We start from the raw sequence: 13,614 nt of genomic DNA on the forward strand, positions 1-13,614 counted from the left end.
TTTTTTATGATACCACAACAAAATGCGACTGAACCTTTTATAACCATGTCAAAGCCGGCAATACAATTTGCTTTTTCCTCAAATATATCATAGATGAAAACGAAGATAAAAATTGCTCATACTGCGAAGATGTTTGCAAAATTTTTTCCATTTGAAATTGCAGAGAATCCCTTTCTTCTTCCTCTGCAAGATAATAGTTTTCAACACATTCAAAATAATGAACAGGAAACAAAAGCCTGCTAAAAACTAACCGCCAAAAAAAAGAGGATAACGGAGACGCTCGGTCGTATTCTGCCAAAAAAAGCTCATCAATTGTTTGCCTTCCTGTCAGAAAATCATACCTTAAACATTCAGCAATATCTCTTCCTCCATGATCAAAAACGAAATCAACAGGCAATGAAAATGCGTTTTCCCATGTTTCTCTCGTAAAACGTTGATGACATATGGTGCCGGAATCAACCGGCAATGGTCGATCATCAAGCTCAGTATCCGCTAAATATTGGATGGCATTTTCGCCTAAGCCTAAATAATATGGAAAGGATTCAATAAATAGCTTGTCAAAGGCGTGATGAGGCTTTGAAGCAATTTGAATACTCCAAAATTGCTCCATTTGATCGATCCGCCTTGCCCATAAATTTCTCCATTGCCCAATTCGATTCGAATGAACGGGAGTAAAAGGCAGCCTTCTGCCAACTTCGTGAAAAAATGACAGCTCTTTTCCGAGAGAAGTTATATTAAGCCGCTTTGTTTGTTGAGGTATTTGAAACACAGCGTAGCGCGTTCCATTATGTTCTGCCGTAAGATCCCCATTTACAGTTAATAAAAACGAAGCAGCTTTTCTCTCGTTAGTCATAAGGAGATAACGACTCATTTCATACAGTTCATAAAGCTCCTTATGGTCAATATGTGAAACAGCAGCAATAAAACCGATATTTCTTTTTGTTTTAAACCCCTGCCATTGCCCAATTGAAAAAAAGTCGAGTACATCTATTCCATAATGCTTTTTTAAAAGCTCTTTCATTCCTAATTCCCCCTATAAATCCATTTTTCAAAAAAACACCCCAATATAAATAATGAAAAAATGCCATAAACTATAACATGTAGAAAAGCTTTTGTGTATACAATATAAAAAAGATGTTGATGCTTTTTGAAAATTTAAGCAAGAATTTATTGAAATCGGCGTCACAGCCGATTTCAGCACTTTCATATACTTGTAAAAGATAGGGTGAACGACATGGATAAAATAGAGCAAACTGCAAGAAAATGGCTGAAAGATAGAGGAGTTACACCGGATGACATCGCAGAGCTCGTCTATTTTTTACAGCAGCAATATTATCCAAACTTAACAAAAGAAGACTGTTTGCAAAACGTGGAAAGAGTTCTTTCGAAAAGAGAGGTTCAAAATGCCATTTTAACCGGAATTCAATTAGATGTTCTAGCAGAAAAGGGGGATTTACAGGAGCCTCTTCAATCGATCATCCAATCGGATGAAGGATTATATGGAATTGATGAAATTCTTGCATTTTCCATTGTGAATATTTACGGATCAATCGGGTTTACGAACTATGGCTATATCGATAAACAAAAGCCTGGTATACTTGCTCATTTAAACGATAAAAGCACAGGTAAGTGTCATACTTTTCTAGATGATATTGTCGGAGCCATTGCAGCGGCAGCTTCAAGCCGGCTCGCCCATCGATCCACTGATTCACAGTAGGGGCAGCGGAGCACCTATTGTGAAATCAGCTGGAAAAGAAAAAGGCTTCATCATAGCACATGCCATTCCAAAAGGTTATTCACTGTATAAGTCGGTTGTATTTCTTTGTGTTTTAAGTGTTCTTTCGTTGTTACGCCTGTATGCACAAGAAGGGTGTCCATCCCTGATTGGATACCTGCCTTAATATCCGTCTCGTAATTATCTCCGACAAGAAGCGTTTCTTCTTTTTTCGTTTTCAGCATTTTCAGCCCTTGCTCTACAATAATTTTTTCAGGTTTTCCGATAAAAATCGGCTGAACATTTGTAGATACTGAAATGACCGATGTAATGGCGCCATTGCCTGGAAGCAGTCCTCGCTCAGTCGGCAGAGCAGTATCCCCGTTTGTTGAAATAAATGTTGCACCTGCGCGAACCGCTAAACAGGCCTTGGCAAGCTTTTCATAATTGATGTTTCGATCAATACCCACAACGACAAAATCCGGATTTTCATCGACGAAGCGAAAACCTTTTTCCTCCAAGGCCTTTCGCAGCCCCTCTTCACCGATTACATATATAGAAGCATTTTGTTTTCTTTCCCAAATAAAATTGGCTGTGGCAATGCTTGAAGTTAAAATTTGATGCTCTTCCGCCGGAATGCCGAGACTGATTAGTTTTTCAGCTACTTGCTTCGGAGTTTTAGAAGAATTGTTTGTCATAAATAAGTACGAAATTCCTTTTTCCTTCAGTTTTTTAACAAATTCTTCAGCTTCTTCAATTTTTTCTGTACCCCGATACATGGTGCCGTCTAAATCGATGAAATATCCTTTATATTTCTTCAATTTTTTTTCACTCCTTCAATCAATCCATTACGGCTTAAAAGCTGTAACTGGTCCAAGTTCATCTTCCAAGTAGGTTCGAACACGATGGCAAAAATTTCTCAAAACTTGTAAATGGGTTGATATTGAATCATACAGTTCTTCATGCCGTATGTTTAAATAATCTTGAACGAGCATTTTTCTGTAGGAAATTAATTTTTTTAATCCTTCCGCATCCCTGCTGTCAACGACAGATTCATCTTCTAAAATGTCAATAATATCTTCATAGCTTCCCGGGTCCCGCATAATAAAACCGTCAATAATTCCGTTTCCGATATCTAAAATCGCCTCAATCAACAATTGGGCAATCCGCTCCAACGCTTTTTTTTCAACATCAGACTCCCACTGTTGATGTCCTTCAAACATGGATACAAGATCTTCTACAAATTTTACAGTATCTTCAATCTTTTTTCTGTCCACAAAATACATATAATTTCTTTCCTTTCTTAAGGTTTTTGTATCCGTTTTTTATTTTACCATACTCGACCATTTGAACTACCTACTACTTTACACACTTTTGAGTTTTTTAAAGCAGAGCACTAAAATCCTCTCGTTAGACGGATCGATTTTGGCAAACAGAGCTGATGTTTCTAAAATTTGGATTTCGTGATTGAGCAGGCGTAAGCTTTCCGCGGTTTGATACATCTTGCATGCCGGGTAGGATCCGCTTAGATTTTTTCAATTTAATAAAGAAATTCCTAAACGCGCACAAAAAATTGCTTTTACAGATGACGATTTTTCATGACAAGCAGAGGAGGATTTTGAATATGACTTTCGTGCCGATTCATGATATGTTTCTCCAATTAACTTTCCATTCAATACAGAAATCATGGCTGATTGGCAGCAGATGTGCGGGCTGATAAAAAAATTGTGTTATTTTGCTTCTATTTCAACAGAAAAATCGCTATGCGAATCGAAACAGAGGTAAGTTTTCTCACAAATTTGCGATAAATCGTTGTGAATGCATCATCTTATGCTACAATGCAATTATAAGAAACGGAGGTAATGAACCATGGCCGAACGCTTTTTTTTGTATGATGAAACCGTCGAGACAAAAACAAGATTTGTTAGCTTTATGGGAGAAAATCAACGCTTTGATTTAGCCATTATTCAATCGGACCGCTATTACGGAAAATATCTTGTACTAAATTTGCAAAGCAACCGGTTTGCGATCATTGGGGAAGATGATCTTAAAGAACCGGGGTATTTAGAAGATGTTTATCAATTAAATGATGAAGACGCAAAAGAGCTTCGGGAGTTTTTATATGAGATCGTCTAATGTATAAATTACCTTCCATGAGGAACGATAATGGTAAAATCATGGACAGGTGAACAAAATGGACAAACAAAATGAATATACTGATTTTTCAGTAGTGGAAACAATGCGAAACTATATTATCCCGGAGGATATGCCGGAAGGCGCCTACGGAGCTCCGCGGGGAAAGGATGAACCTGTGGAGAATAAAAGCACACCTTGGGAAGAAGGTCAGCGTCCATATAGCAGTTTTAACTATGAATTCAAATCCTTGCATCAGAATTTGCCGAGACAATTTCCGGGCAGTCATCCTCCTCATGATGAACCTGATAAAAATGAAGAAGACCCGTATGAAATAAAGTAATCAGGACGGCTGTATGCCGTCCTGATTACTTTTTCACACCCAGATGTTTTTGCATCTGGCGTTTATTTTTTTATTTTCTTTAATACAAAATAAGCACAGCCGAAATTGCAATATTCATACAAATATTCATCTAATGAGCTGATTTTCGTATCATGTGTTGCTTTTTGGTTTTGATCATCAAAAAATCCTCTCAGCCGCAATTGGCTATATCCCCAATCGCCGACAATATAATCATATTTGTTTAAAATTTCACTGTACCTTGCTTTAAAAGCCTCTTCATTAAAACCATTTTTAAAATCTTTTATAAGCTCGTATGTTTGATTAAAAATTGTGATCATTTACAAATTCACCCTCTTCCATATGTTTATCATAAACAAATGATTTCCCTCCATCAATTGCCTGACAACAATTTTTTAAAAGCGGCAATCCTAAAATTATAAGGAGGTGCTGAAATGAAAAAAAGGCTTTTTACTCCTTTTATCATAGCTGCGCTTGCAGCCAGCGGGTGCCAATATGATCAAGAAGGAAAAGGTCTATATAATGAAAACGGGAATACGGTAAACGTGGCAGAAAGAAATGATAATTATAACAGCAATAAAGATTCAGACAGCTTTGGATATGTCCGGCATCAAAAAAGTCCAACAGCCGGAATAGAGAAAGCCACAGTAAAAACTCCTGTCATCAATCGGGAACAATTAGCAGACGTAATCGGAAGGCTTGCCGTCCAGCTTCCCAATGTTCATGATGCTGCTACGCTCGTAACAGATGAAGAAGTTCTTATAGCGTATAAAACCGATTCAAACAACAAATTTGAAACAGCTGACCAAGTGAAAAAGACAGCTGCATCCATTGTTCCGCGTTATTTTCATATTTATGTAACCGATAATCCTAATCTGTTTAAAGAAATCGAATCATACAGCACTCTTGATGGAGAGTCTCCAAATATTAACCGCAATTTAAACCAGACCATTCAGCGTATGTTAAAGTCTCCCCAAGGAAGAAAATTGAATGCTGGTGAAAATGCAAATGGCGAAGGATTCGGAGAAATGAACGAAAGTATTGATCACGACATAAAAGATCAATGAAATAAACGTTGATGCATAGGTGAATTTTTTAGAGGTTATTTACCTATTTTTATTAAAACGGGCCGTCAAGAAATTCTTGACGGCTCTGTGGCTTTAAGCTTTTGCCTGCCGCTGTTTGGCTGCCTCATTTACTTGTTCATCAGCATGATAAGACGAACGGACTAACGGACCTGCCTCGCAATGGCTGAATCCTTTTGACAAAGCAATTTCTTTTAATTCTGCAAATTCATCTGGATGGTAAAATTTTTGAACTTTTAAATGTTTTTTCGTAGGCTGCAAATATTGTCCGATTGTGATGATGTCAACATGATTTGCACGAAGGTCATCCATCGCTTCGATAATTTCTTCTTTCGTTTCCCCAAGCCCGATCATAATGCTTGATTTTGTCGGAATATCCGGATTGATTTCTTTTGCTCTCCGCAAAAACTCCAAAGAACGTTCATAGGTTGCACGAGCGCGAACCCTTGGGGTTAAGCGCCGAACAGTTTCAATATTATGGTTTAAAATATCAGGTTTAGCATCCATTAATGTTTTTAAATTTTCGTACACTCCGCCCATGTCAGATGGAAGAACTTCTATTGTAGTAAATGGATTTTTTTTGCGCACAGCACGAACCGTTTCAGCAAAAACGGCTGCTCCGCCATCTTTCAAATCATCACGGGCAACTGCAGTGATGACAACATGCTTTAAGTTCATAATGCGGACGGAATCCGCTACACGCTCCGGCTCTTGCCAATCAAGCTCGGTTGGCAGTCCTGTTTTCACTGCACAGAAGCGGCATGCGCGTGTACAAACGCTTCCTAAAATCATAAATGTTGCCGTTCTTCTCACTGCCCAGCATTCATGAATATTGGGGCATTTCGCTTCTTCACAAACCGTATGAAGCTTTTGCTCGCGCATCAATTTTTTTAACCCTGTGTAATTCTCGTTTGTATTTAATTTTATTTTAAGCCATTCAGGTTTTCGTAAACTTTCTTCTTTTTGAGCCATTTTTCATCATCTCCAATATGTAATCATTAAAAAAATAAAGATGATACACTATAGTCAATTTAACATAAGGAAAGATATTGGACAAGAAAAAGGAATTTTATATTCCTTCAATTTCCAGCCATTGAAACTTTACTTTTTTCTTACACTAAGACATGACATGATGGAAAGGAGTTTATCAATTGTGGTTCTCAGAAAAATGTTATTATTGGCTGCACTTTTATCTTTATTTTCCAGCCATGCCAATGCGTCCAGTCAATTAACTGAACAACAAATAAATCATTTGCGAATGAGCCTGTATAAAAAGGTGGAAGCCATCACCCAGATTCCTTGGTATGTATTGGCTGCGTGCGACCAATACGAACGAAACGTCAGAAAAATAAAAAATGATATCCCAAAACAAAAAGGAGTTATTGGCATTTACATTCCTCCTGATAAATGGGCTGGGACAGCCAATCCGAATTTGAACGACCAAAATCCGGTTAGCATTCAGCTATTTGGGGGAATCGGAATGGATGGAAACGGCGACGGCAAAGCGCAAATGGATCATGATGAAGATGTCTTATATAGTTTTGCACATTTTTTATCAAAATATGGTAATGATATAGAAAATTTAAAAATTGGTTTATGGTCTTATTATCACCGTGATAAAACGGTCGGAATTATTTTAGGTCATATGAAATTGTTCAAACATTTCGGGCATCTGCAATTAAACGAGCATGCTTTTCCTCTTCCCGTCAGAACTGATTACAGCTACCGTGACACATGGGGAGATGCGCGCGGATGGGGCGGCCGGAGAATTCATGAAGGCACAGATATATTTGCACATTATGGCGTACCGGTTCGTTCCACTTGCTACGGAATTGTTGAAATGAAAGGCTGGAATCGCTATGGAGGCTGGAGAATCGGTATTCGGGACATTCAGAATACGTACCATTATTTTGCACATTTAAACGGCTTTGCCAAAGACATTCACGTTGGACAAATCGTAAAACCGGGGCAAATCATCGGTTCTGTCGGAAGCAGCGGCTACGGACCTCCAGGAACATCTGGCAAATTCCCGCCGCACTTGCATTATGGGATGTATAAAGACAACGGTAAAACCGAGTGGTCTTTTGACCCTTATCCGCATTTAAAACTATGGGAACGGCTTGAATGGCAAAAAGAAAAAAAATAAAGAGCCCGCACCAACTCAGGAACGGGCTCTTTATGAATCAATTTTATGTTTTTTACTCGACTGAATGGCAATTACTTGCGACTATATCGCTGATCAAATGATAGAAAATACTTTTTCATGTCTGTTGAAAAAAAATCCATTAAGGAATACATCTTATTTAAATTCATAGATGGTACGTTTTGGAAACTTCTTTCATCTGTACACTATAGATGAGCAATAATCATTCTTTTATAAAAAGATAATGGTTGTTTTTTATTTTTCTACCATTTTCAATAGTGCTTCTTTGCCTGTCATCCCTGCTTTAATGCCAATTGCCTCCGCTTCTGTTGTGACTGATTCCAATGGGGCTTCAAGAAGCTGCTCAATTGTCCTCACTCCGACAGCGCGGCCGGCAATAATTTTTCTCTCTTTTAATTTTTCATTCAATAAGGCTACATCAAGCGCACCGCACATAATATAACCTTTTTCGGCTGTAACAGCCATGAAATTCGTTTTTGGCAGCTGAATGGTAATGGCGGTAAATTGATGATCACCAATTTTAACCGGCGATACAGATACCATAAAATACCCTCCTTCCCTACTTCACTTTATGAAAGGAAAGGTGATGTTGACAAAAATTTATTGATGGATTTGCAGGAACTGTTTCGATAATTTCCAAGCAAGTACATCTCTTAGCAATTCAGGCATGAAGTATATTTTATTCTTTACACGGCTTAATTGCGGATATAATGGACCTAATGTAAACATATCAATAGTTGCCACTGCATACACATGATTTTGATCAAGATGTTTTCCATTTACAAAGATCTTTTTCACATGTTCCTTGCCATCTTCCAACGTTTCCATGACCGTTTCAATGCCGTCAAAAACCATACGCCCCATTACTTTGCCTCTGAAGCCTAATCCTTTAAGCTTCAATTGCTCCATTTCTTTTGTCCGTGCTTGTAAAATAACTTCTTTTAATTGATCGCCTTGAACCATGATTTTACAAGGATTAATCGGATGAGGACAAATACGGTGCAAATCGCCTTTTGTGACGAGTCCTTTCGGAAGCGATTCAAGCAATACTCCGGCATTCACCATGGAAACTTCCCCATCGCACCATTCTTTTAAAGCGGAAGCCAACAGCTTTGCAAATGGTGAATCTGAAAACCAATCAATCCGTAATTCTTCTTTTAATTCCACAACAGCTTCGTTAAGTTTTTGAGCACTTTCAGCTTTTTTTTGATCAAGCCACTTTATGGTAAAAACATCTTCTTTTTCAATCGTTTTCGTTTCAATAATCTCCGCTTTTTTATTTACCAGCTTCTTTTGAGCAGAGTCGATCTTAAGTTCAATATGTCCAAGCCACTGTCCAAACTTTCCTGCTCCCGCCAAAAGCGTATTGCCTACATGCTTTCCACGATCAAGCACATGATGTGTATGGGCTCCTAATATAACATCGATATCAGGAAATTGTTGAGCAATCCATTCATCATCGGATATTCCAAGGTGTGATAAAAGAATGATAACATCTGCTTTGCCCCGGATTTCCTCCAATGTTTCTTTTATATTTGCCATCGGTTCTGTTATCATCCACCCTAACTGACGGTAAAATTGCTCAAAGCAAACCGTTACGCCTAAAATACCGATTCGGACTCCATTTTGTAAATGTTTAATCACATAAGGCTTTGCCCATTTTGGTCTAGTACCGTCTAAGTAAAATAAATTAGACACAATGACAGGGAATTGTGCATGATTATACAGCCGATCCAATGCTTCAAAAGGAAGAGTAATTCCTTCATTATTTCCAATCGTTATTGCATCTGGAGTTAAATGATTCAGCAGCTCAACATTTGCGACTCCCCCGGTCGCTTCAGTAATTGGGTGAAAGCGATCGACGTGATCGCCGATATCGAATAAAAAAACAGTTTCGTTTTTACTTTTATGAATATGTTTTTTTGTTTTTAGATAATGAACGATTTTCGGCCAATTTTCAAAATGACTGTGCAGATCATTCGTATGATATATATGAACCGTCTCAATCAAAGTCGCTCTCTCCTTCAGTCGGATACTTTTCAAAACACTCAAATAAATCAAGCTGCCTTGGCGCTAAATCATGATATGTAATTCCTAACTTTTTCATCAGTTCTTTTCCATTGTCCGCCGCGTCTCCGCCCGAGTTGTTGTTGAAAATGAGATAGAGATCTTTAGTTTGCTTTTTCAGCATTTTTATGTGTCCTTTCCATTCATCAAGCTCTTGTTCATTATATCTATATAAATATCGTACTTCACGCCAATTCCCTTCTTTTGGCCTCAGCCATCCATGAACATTTCGTCCATGAAATCTTACCAAGGTCTTTTCTCTATTCGTGCAATATAATACGGTCGGAACTGAATTTTCCCCTGCCTGCGGCTCATCACAAATGGTGTGAATCCACCCTTCCTTCTCCATGAATTGAAGCGTTTTTTCATAATATGTAGGAAGGAACCAGGAGCGGTGGCGAAATTCTAGTGCACAAGGGGCATCCTTCATTTGCTCTTTGCACCATCGCAAGAAATCAACATTTTCTCTTTTGCAGTGAAACCAAGGGGGAAATTGAAAAAGAACCATTGCCAATTTATTCGCTTCTTGAAAGGGCTGAATCATTTTATAAAAAGCAGCGAACATTTCTGAGCGGCTTTCGAAAGATCCTAAGCCTGTTTCGTGTCCAGTCATTCCTTTATACGCCTTTACAATGAATTGAAAATTTTTGGGCGTCTCGTTCACCCATTTTCGAACGTTTTTCTCAGGCTGTATCGAATAAAAAGTGGAATCGACCTCAACAACAGGAAAATGTCCTGCATAAATCGTTAATTTATCATTCGATGATGTTCCGGATGGATAGAGAGAATCATGATCTCCCCAACCTGTCAAGCCTATGTAAATCATTTCTTACTCCTATCAATGTAGTCTTTATATACTCATCATAATACAGCATCGAAAAAGATTCACGATTTAAGCACTTTTTTGTTATAAAAGGCTGGCAGTATTTTTGGACATTGTATTTATAACAACAATAAAAATAAAGAGTTTTGCAACAAAAAAGTTCAAATATCTCATCCTGTACAGTTGCTGATCGAAGAAACAGGTAAAGTAAAGATGTTATAAGGATCTATGATCAGGAAATAATTCACAGATTCATCATTTACAACTTGAAAAAGCTGATGCTGCCAATTGGACTACTTCAGATAGAAAAATTACAGAAAATGGTATAATAAACATATAAGAGCACAGTTTGGCCAAATGATAAAATACACCGTATTCTACAATTTTAGTAACCTCATACAACTGTAAAAGGATTTCCACAGAAAGATTGTTAGTCCTTGCTGGATGAATGATAAAAGGAGTGATAGCCACAACATGTCAGTACGAATCAAAATGACTTTAGATGCTTTGAATAAAAGACTAGATGAAAAGAATATGCTGGTTGTTCAAAATGAAGAAGGATTTTTAGGAAAACTACAATTTCGTTTCAATCCCCCTGTAACAGATGAAGAAATCAAGAAGCTGCCTTTTAATATTCCTAGTGACTATGAAGACTTTCTGAAAATATGTAATGGTGCTACATTATTTGATGATCCTGAAAACGGAGGTGGACTGCAATTATTATCTGTCGAAGAGATACTAGAGGATTATCAATATATTGATTATCCTCCAGATTGGTTTCCTATTGGATATGGCTACGATGGCTGCCGGCTCATTATAGCTTTAGCTCCCGAAAGAAAAGGATATCTTTATTGGCTTGACAACGGCGGAAGTTTGGACGATCCGTTTGGGTTTCTAAACCTGACTTTTGAAAAATGGTTTGATTACTTTATAGTAGCCCAAGGTAGTAAGTTTTGGGAATGGATATGGGATTTTAATAGGTAAATTATCGCTTAGGGCTAAATATATTTTGATCGTATAAATGAGTCTGCTTCTTCTTTATGAAAGGATCTCATTAAAAAGGATGAGGCTTCAGAAAATGACGCGCAATACATATGTATTGCGGTGGTTGTGTTGAAGATCGTGAAAGAAGCCGTGATTGTTTCTCTTGTACTCCATAATTATATATTTTAGGAACAGTTATATTTGGCCAACATCTTATACTCCTAATATGATGAATTTTTATTAGGAGATGAAATTACTGCAAATAATATAGCATTTGGTTTTATCAATCCATTATTTTTCTTGTTATCTTTTATTCTCCTTGCAGTAATTTGCGGCTCGGTTTTATTTTTGTATGAGAAGATGTTCAAGCCTCATAGAAAAACGTAAGCCATCATTTATGGTGTTCTAGAGGAGAGGGGCAAGCGAAATTTTAAAGCCTTCTGATTCTTCTTTCTCACAGCCACTATTGGCATTGGAGAAAAGCTGTTATGCAATGTAAACTATTAGAAATAGTCCGGTGAGTGACGTTTCCTGCTTGTGACCGCCACAGAAGTGTGCAAACATGCAAACTCCCTGTTTTTTCTTTACATGATGCTCTCCTTTAGCTGGAGCGAAAGATTAAGATACTAAAGCATAAAAATACCGCTGACACATATCTCCATGTGACCAAGAAAATTGAGGACGAGGCACTGGAGTTGTATCAACGGTATACAAACATGAATATCTAATTTTTGTGGGTGAATTGTGGGACTGTCCGAAAAGTCAAATCCCCATTGAAAACAAAAAATTATAAACACCGATATATCAACTTTTCTAAAATAATGGGGGCGTCAATAAGCCGTAAAAACGACTTATTAGACACCCCCTTAGTATTATAAGGATTATCCAATACTTCCTTCCATTTCAAACTTGATGAGGCGGTTCATTTCAACGGCGTATTCCATTGGCAGCTCTTTTGTGAATGGTTCAATGAATCCCATAACGATCATTTCGGTTGCTTCCTCTTCAGAAATGCCGCGGCTCATGAGATAAAACAGCTGCTCTTCAGATACTTTCGATACTTTTGCTTCATGTTCCAAAGATATATTATCGTTTAGGATTTCATTATATGGAATCGTGTCGGAAGTTGATTGGTTATCCATGATTAATGTGTCGCATTCAATGTTTGCACGTGCTCCATCTGCTTTCCGACCAAAATGGACAATACCTCGGTACGTTACTTTTCCACCTTGTTTCGAGATCGATTTCGAAACAATCGTAGATGAAGTATTCGGCGCTAAATGAAGCATTTTCGCTCCTGCATCTTGATGTTGACCTTTACCGGCAAGGGCAATGGACAATGTCATGCCCCGTGCACCTTCACCTTTCAATACGACTGCAGGATATTTCATAGTTAATTTCGAACCGATGTTTCCGTCAATCCATTCCATTGTTGCATTTTCTTCACAAACCGCACGTTTCGTTACTAAGTTATACACATTGTTTGCCCAGTTTTGAATCGTTGTATAGCGGCAATAGGCTCCCTTTTTCACAATGATTTCTACAACAGCACTGTGCAGCGAGTTAGTTGTGTAGACAGGCGCCGTACATCCTTCAACATAATGAACGTGGGCACCTTCATCAACTATAATTAACGTACGTTCAAATTGTCCCATGTTTTCTGAATTAATTCGGAAATATGCTTGCAAAGGCGTATCAACTTTTACTCCAGGCGGAACGTAAATAAATGAACCCCCTGACCAAACTGCAGAGTTTAAAGCGGCAAATTTGTTATCAGTCGGCGGAACGACCGTCGCCCAATATTTTTTAAAGATGTCCTCGTTTTCTTTTAAGGCGCTGTCTGTATCTTTAAAAATGATGCCCATTTTTTCAAGGTCTTCTTTCATATTGTGATACACAACTTCTGATTCGTATTGGGCAGAAACACCTGCTAAATATTTTTGTTCCGCTTCAGGAATTCCGAGCTTATCAAAAGTGCGTTTAATTTCTTCTGGAACTTCATCCCAAGAACGTCCTGAGTGTTCAGAAGGTTTTACGTAATAAGTAATTTCATCGAAATCTAAAGCAGACAAATCGCCGCCCCATTGAGGCATTGGCATTTTATAAAAATGGTCTAAAGCTTTCAAGCGGAATTGCAGCATCCACTCAGGCTCATTTTTCATTTTCGAAATTTGTTCAACAATTTCTCTTGTCAATCCGCGTTCTGCTCGGTATATAGAAACGTCTTTATCGACAAAGCCATACTTATAATCGCCTATTTCAGGCATTTTTTTCGCCATACTT

General features: G+C 37.9%; 15 protein-coding genes. 6 read left to right on the forward strand and 9 right to left on the reverse strand.

Going from position 1 to position 13,614, the window contains the following annotated elements:
* Window positions 1-37 precede the first annotated feature (37 nt).
* Entirely contained in the window at window positions 38-1,021 is a 984-nt protein-coding gene (gene yutH, locus FB379_RS08985) for a spore coat putative kinase YutH (RefSeq protein ID WP_066249218.1), read from the reverse strand.
* A gap of 213 nt (window positions 1,022-1,234) precedes the next feature.
* Between yutH and FB379_RS08990 the strand changes: the two genes are divergently transcribed.
* On the forward strand, window positions 1,235-1,717 hold the full coding sequence (locus FB379_RS08990; protein ID WP_144597770.1) for a phosphatidylglycerophosphatase A family protein: 483 nt from the start codon (window positions 1,235-1,237) through the stop codon (window positions 1,715-1,717).
* A gap of 50 nt (window positions 1,718-1,767) precedes the next feature.
* On the opposite strand, the gene FB379_RS08995 is transcribed toward FB379_RS08990, so the two are convergent.
* Together FB379_RS08995 and hepT are read right to left on the reverse strand one after the other, a co-directional pair.
* The gene (locus FB379_RS08995) at window positions 1,768-2,535 is read right to left on the reverse strand and encodes a TIGR01457 family HAD-type hydrolase (protein ID WP_144597771.1); all 768 of its coding nucleotides are present in this window, start codon (window positions 2,533-2,535) and stop codon (window positions 1,768-1,770) included.
* Window positions 2,536-2,562: 27 nt separating this feature from the next.
* Window positions 2,563-3,000 (reverse strand): type VII toxin-antitoxin system HepT family RNase toxin, encoded by a 438-nt coding sequence (hepT, locus tag FB379_RS09000; RefSeq protein WP_094245252.1) that lies wholly within the window; start codon window positions 2,998-3,000, stop codon window positions 2,563-2,565.
* Between the two features lie 583 nt (window positions 3,001-3,583).
* Here hepT and FB379_RS09005 point away from each other — a divergent pair.
* Together FB379_RS09005 and FB379_RS09010 are read left to right on the forward strand one after the other, a co-directional pair.
* Window positions 3,584-3,850 (forward strand): DUF3055 domain-containing protein, encoded by a 267-nt coding sequence (locus tag FB379_RS09005; protein WP_063387089.1) that lies wholly within the window; start codon window positions 3,584-3,586, stop codon window positions 3,848-3,850.
* 58 nt (window positions 3,851-3,908) lie between these two features.
* Window positions 3,909-4,190 (forward strand): hypothetical protein, encoded by a 282-nt coding sequence (locus tag FB379_RS09010; protein ID WP_063387090.1) that lies wholly within the window; start codon window positions 3,909-3,911, stop codon window positions 4,188-4,190.
* Between the two features lie 62 nt (window positions 4,191-4,252).
* On the opposite strand, the gene FB379_RS09015 is transcribed toward FB379_RS09010, so the two are convergent.
* Window positions 4,253-4,528, reverse strand: coding sequence for a YutD family protein (locus FB379_RS09015; RefSeq protein ID WP_063387091.1), 276 nt, complete (start codon window positions 4,526-4,528; stop codon window positions 4,253-4,255).
* Between the two features lie 114 nt (window positions 4,529-4,642).
* Here FB379_RS09015 and FB379_RS09020 point away from each other — a divergent pair, with 114 nt between their 5' ends.
* Window positions 4,643-5,275, forward strand: a complete 633-nt coding sequence (locus tag FB379_RS09020; protein WP_094245251.1) for a YhcN/YlaJ family sporulation lipoprotein — start codon at window positions 4,643-4,645, stop codon at window positions 5,273-5,275.
* 93 nt (window positions 5,276-5,368) lie between these two features.
* Here FB379_RS09020 and lipA read toward each other — a convergent pair whose 3' ends face one another.
* Window positions 5,369-6,265 carry a lipoyl synthase gene (gene lipA / locus FB379_RS09025; RefSeq protein WP_063387093.1) on the reverse strand — a complete coding sequence of 299 codons (897 nt, stop codon included), beginning with the start codon at window positions 6,263-6,265 and terminating at the stop codon, window positions 5,369-5,371.
* Window positions 6,266-6,461: 196 nt separating this feature from the next.
* On the opposite strand from lipA, the gene FB379_RS09030 reads away from it, so the two are divergent.
* The gene (locus FB379_RS09030; protein WP_130157080.1) at window positions 6,462-7,439 is read left to right on the forward strand and encodes a M23 family metallopeptidase; all 978 of its coding nucleotides are present in this window, start codon (window positions 6,462-6,464) and stop codon (window positions 7,437-7,439) included.
* Between the two features lie 252 nt (window positions 7,440-7,691).
* Here the strand turns inward: FB379_RS09030 and FB379_RS09035 are convergent, their stop codons facing one another.
* From FB379_RS09035 to FB379_RS09045, 3 genes are read right to left on the reverse strand one after another with little or no spacing between them, the layout of a single operon-like run.
* On the reverse strand, window positions 7,692-8,000 hold the full coding sequence (locus FB379_RS09035) for a YunC family protein (protein ID WP_063387095.1): 309 nt from the start codon (window positions 7,998-8,000) through the stop codon (window positions 7,692-7,694).
* 57 nt (window positions 8,001-8,057) lie between these two features.
* The gene (locus FB379_RS09040) at window positions 8,058-9,467 is read right to left on the reverse strand and encodes a bifunctional metallophosphatase/5'-nucleotidase (protein ID WP_144597772.1); all 1,410 of its coding nucleotides are present in this window, start codon (window positions 9,465-9,467) and stop codon (window positions 8,058-8,060) included.
* Window positions 9,460-10,350 (reverse strand): DUF72 domain-containing protein, encoded by an 891-nt coding sequence (locus tag FB379_RS09045; protein ID WP_063387097.1) that lies wholly within the window; start codon window positions 10,348-10,350, stop codon window positions 9,460-9,462. The genes FB379_RS09040 and FB379_RS09045 overlap by 8 nt, the downstream gene beginning before the upstream one ends.
* A gap of 471 nt (window positions 10,351-10,821) precedes the next feature.
* On the opposite strand from FB379_RS09045, the gene FB379_RS09050 reads away from it, so the two are divergent.
* Window positions 10,822-11,331 carry an SMI1/KNR4 family protein gene (locus FB379_RS09050; RefSeq protein ID WP_158640178.1) on the forward strand — a complete coding sequence of 170 codons (510 nt, stop codon included), beginning with the start codon at window positions 10,822-10,824 and terminating at the stop codon, window positions 11,329-11,331.
* A gap of 881 nt (window positions 11,332-12,212) precedes the next feature.
* On the opposite strand, the gene sufB is transcribed toward FB379_RS09050, so the two are convergent.
* Complete coding sequence (gene sufB / locus FB379_RS09055; RefSeq protein WP_063386926.1) at window positions 12,213-13,610, reverse strand: Fe-S cluster assembly protein SufB; 1,398 nt, start codon at window positions 13,608-13,610, stop codon at window positions 12,213-12,215.
* Between the last annotated feature and the right edge of the window lie 4 nt (window positions 13,611-13,614).

It is taken from the genome of Aeribacillus composti (assembly GCF_007827555.1).
Taxonomy (GTDB): domain Bacteria; phylum Bacillota; class Bacilli; order Bacillales; family Aeribacillaceae; genus Aeribacillus; species Aeribacillus composti.

What these genes read in the sequence shown, in the direction of transcription:
- FB379_RS09015 (WP_063387091.1), bottom strand. Translation starts at nt 4,528, where the DNA reads ATGATCACAATTTTTAATCAAACATACGAGCTTATAAAAGATTTTAAA.
- sufB (WP_063386926.1), bottom strand. Translation starts at nt 13,610, where the DNA reads ATGGCGAAAAAAATGCCTGAAATAGGCGATTATAAGTATGGCTTTGTC.
- FB379_RS09010 (WP_063387090.1), top strand. Translation starts at nt 3,909, where the DNA reads ATGGACAAACAAAATGAATATACTGATTTTTCAGTAGTGGAAACAATG.
- FB379_RS09020 (WP_094245251.1), top strand. Translation starts at nt 4,643, where the DNA reads ATGAAAAAAAGGCTTTTTACTCCTTTTATCATAGCTGCGCTTGCAGCC.
- FB379_RS09005 (WP_063387089.1), top strand. Translation starts at nt 3,584, where the DNA reads ATGGCCGAACGCTTTTTTTTGTATGATGAAACCGTCGAGACAAAAACA.
- FB379_RS09050 (WP_158640178.1), top strand. Translation starts at nt 10,822, where the DNA reads ATGTCAGTACGAATCAAAATGACTTTAGATGCTTTGAATAAAAGACTA.
- FB379_RS09045 (WP_063387097.1), bottom strand. Translation starts at nt 10,350, where the DNA reads ATGATTTACATAGGCTTGACAGGTTGGGGAGATCATGATTCTCTCTAT.
- yutH (WP_066249218.1), bottom strand. Translation starts at nt 1,021, where the DNA reads ATGAAAGAGCTTTTAAAAAAGCATTATGGAATAGATGTACTCGACTTT.
- lipA (WP_063387093.1), bottom strand. Translation starts at nt 6,265, where the DNA reads ATGGCTCAAAAAGAAGAAAGTTTACGAAAACCTGAATGGCTTAAAATA.
- FB379_RS08990 (WP_144597770.1), top strand. Translation starts at nt 1,235, where the DNA reads ATGGATAAAATAGAGCAAACTGCAAGAAAATGGCTGAAAGATAGAGGA.
- FB379_RS09035 (WP_063387095.1), bottom strand. Translation starts at nt 8,000, where the DNA reads ATGGTATCTGTATCGCCGGTTAAAATTGGTGATCATCAATTTACCGCC.
- FB379_RS09030 (WP_130157080.1), top strand. Translation starts at nt 6,462, where the DNA reads ATGTTATTATTGGCTGCACTTTTATCTTTATTTTCCAGCCATGCCAAT.
- hepT (WP_094245252.1), bottom strand. Translation starts at nt 3,000, where the DNA reads ATGTATTTTGTGGACAGAAAAAAGATTGAAGATACTGTAAAATTTGTA.